The following is a 3,746-nucleotide window of genomic DNA, read 5'->3' on the forward strand; positions in this document are numbered from 1 at the left end:
GGGTGGGGTTGCCCTCGAGCATAGGATCCTCGGCAAACAGCTTTGGCTTCGTTGTGCTCACGAGGATTATATTTGGTTTTGGAGATGTTACATACGCGGCTTATACGATAACCACAAGGCTCGTTAACTTTCTAACGAGTATATCCCGGGGCATTTCAATGGCGATGGGAACGATGATAGCCCAGAATGTCGGTGCCGAAAAGTATGAGAGAGCCAAAAAGATAGCTGAGAGAACCATGATGGTGAACTTCACCATAGCAAGTGCTGCCATTCTCCTAATAGGAGCCTTTAGAGTTCCTCTTTTTAAGGTATTCCTTAACGATCCTGCAGTTATATCTGAGAGTAAAATTGTGCTTGAATATTTCTTGATCTCTGTCCCCTTCTTCAACGGCATATTTATGGTGAGCACGAACGTCTTTAGAAGTGCGGGACACACGAAGAAGAGCATGGTTGTGGATATGCTTCGCCTCTGGGGATTGAGAATTCCTCTGAGCTATGCCTTCGGCTATGTGATAATGAAGGCATCCAAAGGTGTTTTCTTTGGAATGGGTCTGAGCAACTTCATAGCAGCAGGAGTCGCATTTGCCTGGTTCATGAAGGGTTCATGGATGAGGAGAATTATTGAAGAGGATTAGCTCAAAGTTTAAAAACCCATCTTGATAATTAAACACGGTTTAAGGAAAGGAGGTTATGCTCATGAAAGTGGCGAAGGGAGATGTTGTGAGGCTTCACTATACAGGAAAAGTTAAGGAGACAGGGAAAGTTTTTGATACGACCTATGAAGAAGTTGCAAAAGAAGCCGGACTTTACAGGGAGGAGGCGGTTTACGGTGCCGTGCCTATAATAATCGGGGCAGGGCACGTCTTAAAGGGATTGGATGAAGCTTTGGAAGGACTGGAGGTCGGCAAAAGATATGAGCTCGAAATTCCGCCCGAGAAGGGCTTTGGAAAGAGGGACTTTAAGCTCATAAAGACACTTACCCTGGGTCAGTTCAAGAAGCACGGAGTTTATCCTTTCCCTGGATTGGAAGTTGAAATAGATGGAAAGAGAGCAAGGGTTTTGAGCGTTTCAAGCGGCAGGGTCAGGGTTGACTTTAACCACCCGCTCGCCGGCAAAACACTCCTATACGAAGTGGAAATTGTCGAAAAAATTGATGATCCAATAGAGCAGGTTAAAGGATTGATTGAACTCAGATTACCAAAGGCTAACATGGAGAGAATACAGATAGAGGTCGGAGAAAAGGAGGTTATAATTGACTTTGGCGAGCAGGAGACTGATCCAAAGCATCTCGCTCTGGGAGAAATCCTCTTGGAAGCGGACCTCAAAGCATTGGGATACGAAACAATCGAGTTCAAGCCAACGGTTGAGGATCTCCTAAAACCACCTGAAGCCAAAGTGGAGGAGGAGGTCAAAGAAGCCGAGGAGGAAGTCAAGGCTGAGGTCAAAGAGGAAGTAGAAGAAGTTCCAAGTGAAGAGCAAAAGGTTGAGGAAACCAGAGAAGAAGAGCAGGAGGAGTGATTCCTGTCCTGAAGGTATTCCTATGAGGGCTTATCTCCTCTATGCTATTTCCCTTATCTTCATTTTCCTGAACTGGGAAATAGGAAATACGTTCTATGAATATGAGCTCTTTAACGTAATTTTTTACATCGTCCTTCCACTCTTCCTTGCCCATATCATGGGCTTTAAAAGGGAGGAAATCGGCTTTAAACGGGGAAATAAAGAGGGGTATATGTGGGCTCTTGCCTTCTTCCTTTTAACACTCCCATCAAGCTTCTACGCCGCCCATCTGCCAAGCTTTAAGGATTACTACCCGATTTTTTCATACTCCTCATGGGCGGATTTCATTCTGAAGGAGCTCCTCGTCGGTGTCGGCATGTTTGCCCATGAGGCATTTTATCGGGGCATCCTTCTCTTTCCGCTGGCAAAGAAGAATAAATGGCTTGCCATATTAGCCCAAAACATCCCCTACACTCTCGTGCATATTGGGAAACCACCGCTTGAGGTGCCTTTCGCATTCATTGCAGGTATTGTATTTGCGGAGATGGATTTAAGGAGCGAGAGCTTTTTACCAAGCTTCCTCCTTCACTGGCTCGGGAGTGTGGTCTTTGACATTCTTTGCATAATTGTATAACTATGTAATCAATGAAGAATGCAGTTAAAGTGGAATGTCAAAAAACTTCACTGTATTTTCCTCCGTTTTCCGTTCTACTTCCTCAAAATCCATGTTCTTGATCTTTGCTATCTCCTCTATTGTTATCTTCACATTCCACGGTTTATTCTTCTCGCCCTTAAATGGGCTCATATAGGGAGAATCTGTTTCTACAAGAAGTCCCTCAATTTCAAGAGCCGCTGCAACATCTCTAACTTCAGGAATGAAGCCTATTCCAGTGTTTATTCCTATGAAGTGCCCGTTCTCAGCTATTTCCCTTGCAAGCCCAACATCACCGCTGTAAGAGTGGAAATAAGCCCTTACTCCCGCTCTTTGAATTGCTTCAAAAACCTCCCTCTCGGCATCTCTCGCATGGAGAACAACAGGCTTATTGAGCTCAACGGCAAGTTCCAGAAAGTGTTCAAAAATTTTCCTTTGGTTCTCCCTTTTCTCTGGTGTTCTCGCATAGTAAAAATCGAGTCCTATTTCCCCCACAGCATATATTTGCCCGGAATGCTCTAAAATAAATCTCTCCACCTTCTTAACCTTCTCCCAGTTTCCTCTCTTAGCTTCATTGGGAGCATAGCCCAAGGTAGGAAATATGAAATCGAAGTCGTTCTTCAAAAGCTCCCAGCTCCTCCATATGTGGAACTTCCGGTATTCCGTTATCGAGTCCACAATCCCCTTTAATTTTTCCCTAGACTCCTGGATTATCAGGGGAATGTCCTTCTTGAATAGTTCGACGTGAGCATGAGCATCTATCATTACATCACCAAGAAAAGAAGAGAATAATACAATATAAACTTAAGCCCCCAGAAGTTTAAGGGCGACTTTTTCATAAACTTTCGGAAGCTTTTTTAGAGAATCCACCTTCCTGCCATAGCAGGCACCGTTATGACCACGTACTCGAGAATAATCACAATACCCGCGAACCCTCCAATGCACTTCATGATACCTACGGATAAAGCATATGAAGTCCTCTTCAGCAGCTCAGCGGCAGTATTTTTCCTTCTGTTCCTAATATCCTTCGGGATAAAGGAGGTCTTCAAAGGAGGCTTTGAAAAGGGGGGAATGTATAAAAGTGCTACCGTTGAGGATGCACTTTGATTTTCTTTTTTACAAAAAAGCATTTTATAAGAAAGGAAGCGCAAGATTCGGAAGACCCCCATATATGAGGAATAAAAGCCCAACCAGAATCGGTTGATGAAAGATATAAATCTTCAGAGTGTTTCTCCCGGCGAAGCATATAAACTCGATTGGAATAATCTTTGGAAAGTTTATCTCAAATCTTCTCTCCCCCCGAGGATATACAAAGGCCCCAAGGGCTAGACCAAGTAGATACACCCCAAACCACGGAAAGATGGGAAAGTAATCCAGAGTGAAGAAATTTTGAGGTGTTATCCCGAACGGCAGGAGAATGAGTGAATTCACATGAATTCGTGAGATCAGCGAAGCTCCAAGAATAAAAAGCACTCCAAAGATGCCATTTCTCACTCCAAAGCGGTAGAATGGGATCGCCAGAATGCTCGCTACTCCAAGGAAGTGCAGAACCCCAAAGTATATCGTCCCATCTCTTAGGAGAACATACGTGGTTAGG

At 44.2% G+C, this 3,746-nt stretch carries 6 protein-coding genes; 4 read left to right on the top strand and 2 right to left on the bottom strand.

The features are described from left to right. The 3 genes from ACXJGZ_RS06775 to mrtA all read left to right on the top strand — a co-directional run. Positions 1 to 635, top strand: a 635-nt coding sequence (locus ACXJGZ_RS06775; protein WP_456398734.1) for an MATE family efflux transporter, incomplete at its 5' end; no start/stop codon positions are given. A 61-nt stretch (positions 636 to 696) separates the two neighbouring features. After that, positions 697 to 1,518 (top strand): FKBP-type peptidyl-prolyl cis-trans isomerase, encoded by an 822-nt coding sequence (locus ACXJGZ_RS06780; protein WP_456320872.1) that lies wholly within the window; start codon positions 697 to 699, stop codon positions 1,516 to 1,518. A 22-nt stretch (positions 1,519 to 1,540) separates the two neighbouring features. Then, the gene (mrtA, locus tag ACXJGZ_RS06785) at positions 1,541 to 2,131 is read left to right on the top strand and encodes a CPBP family archaeomyxosortase MrtA (RefSeq protein WP_456398737.1); all 591 of its coding nucleotides are present in this window, start codon (positions 1,541 to 1,543) and stop codon (positions 2,129 to 2,131) included. A gap of 24 nt (positions 2,132 to 2,155) precedes the next feature. Here the strand turns inward: mrtA and ACXJGZ_RS06790 are convergent, their stop codons facing one another. Then, the gene (locus ACXJGZ_RS06790; RefSeq protein WP_456398739.1) at positions 2,156 to 2,914 is read right to left on the bottom strand and encodes a YchF/TatD family DNA exonuclease; all 759 of its coding nucleotides are present in this window, start codon (positions 2,912 to 2,914) and stop codon (positions 2,156 to 2,158) included. 129 nt (positions 2,915 to 3,043) lie between these two features. On the opposite strand from ACXJGZ_RS06790, the gene ACXJGZ_RS06795 reads away from it, so the two are divergent. Next, positions 3,044 to 3,256, top strand: a complete 213-nt coding sequence (locus ACXJGZ_RS06795; RefSeq protein WP_456398741.1) for a hypothetical protein — start codon at positions 3,044 to 3,046, stop codon at positions 3,254 to 3,256. Between the two features lie 24 nt (positions 3,257 to 3,280). Here ACXJGZ_RS06795 and ACXJGZ_RS06800 read toward each other — a convergent pair. Continuing rightward, positions 3,281 to 3,746 (bottom strand): heparan-alpha-glucosaminide N-acetyltransferase (locus tag ACXJGZ_RS06800; protein WP_456398743.1); only part of this gene is annotated, 466 nt, incomplete at its 5' end.

It is taken from the genome of Palaeococcus sp. (in: euryarchaeotes) (genome assembly GCF_053987695.1).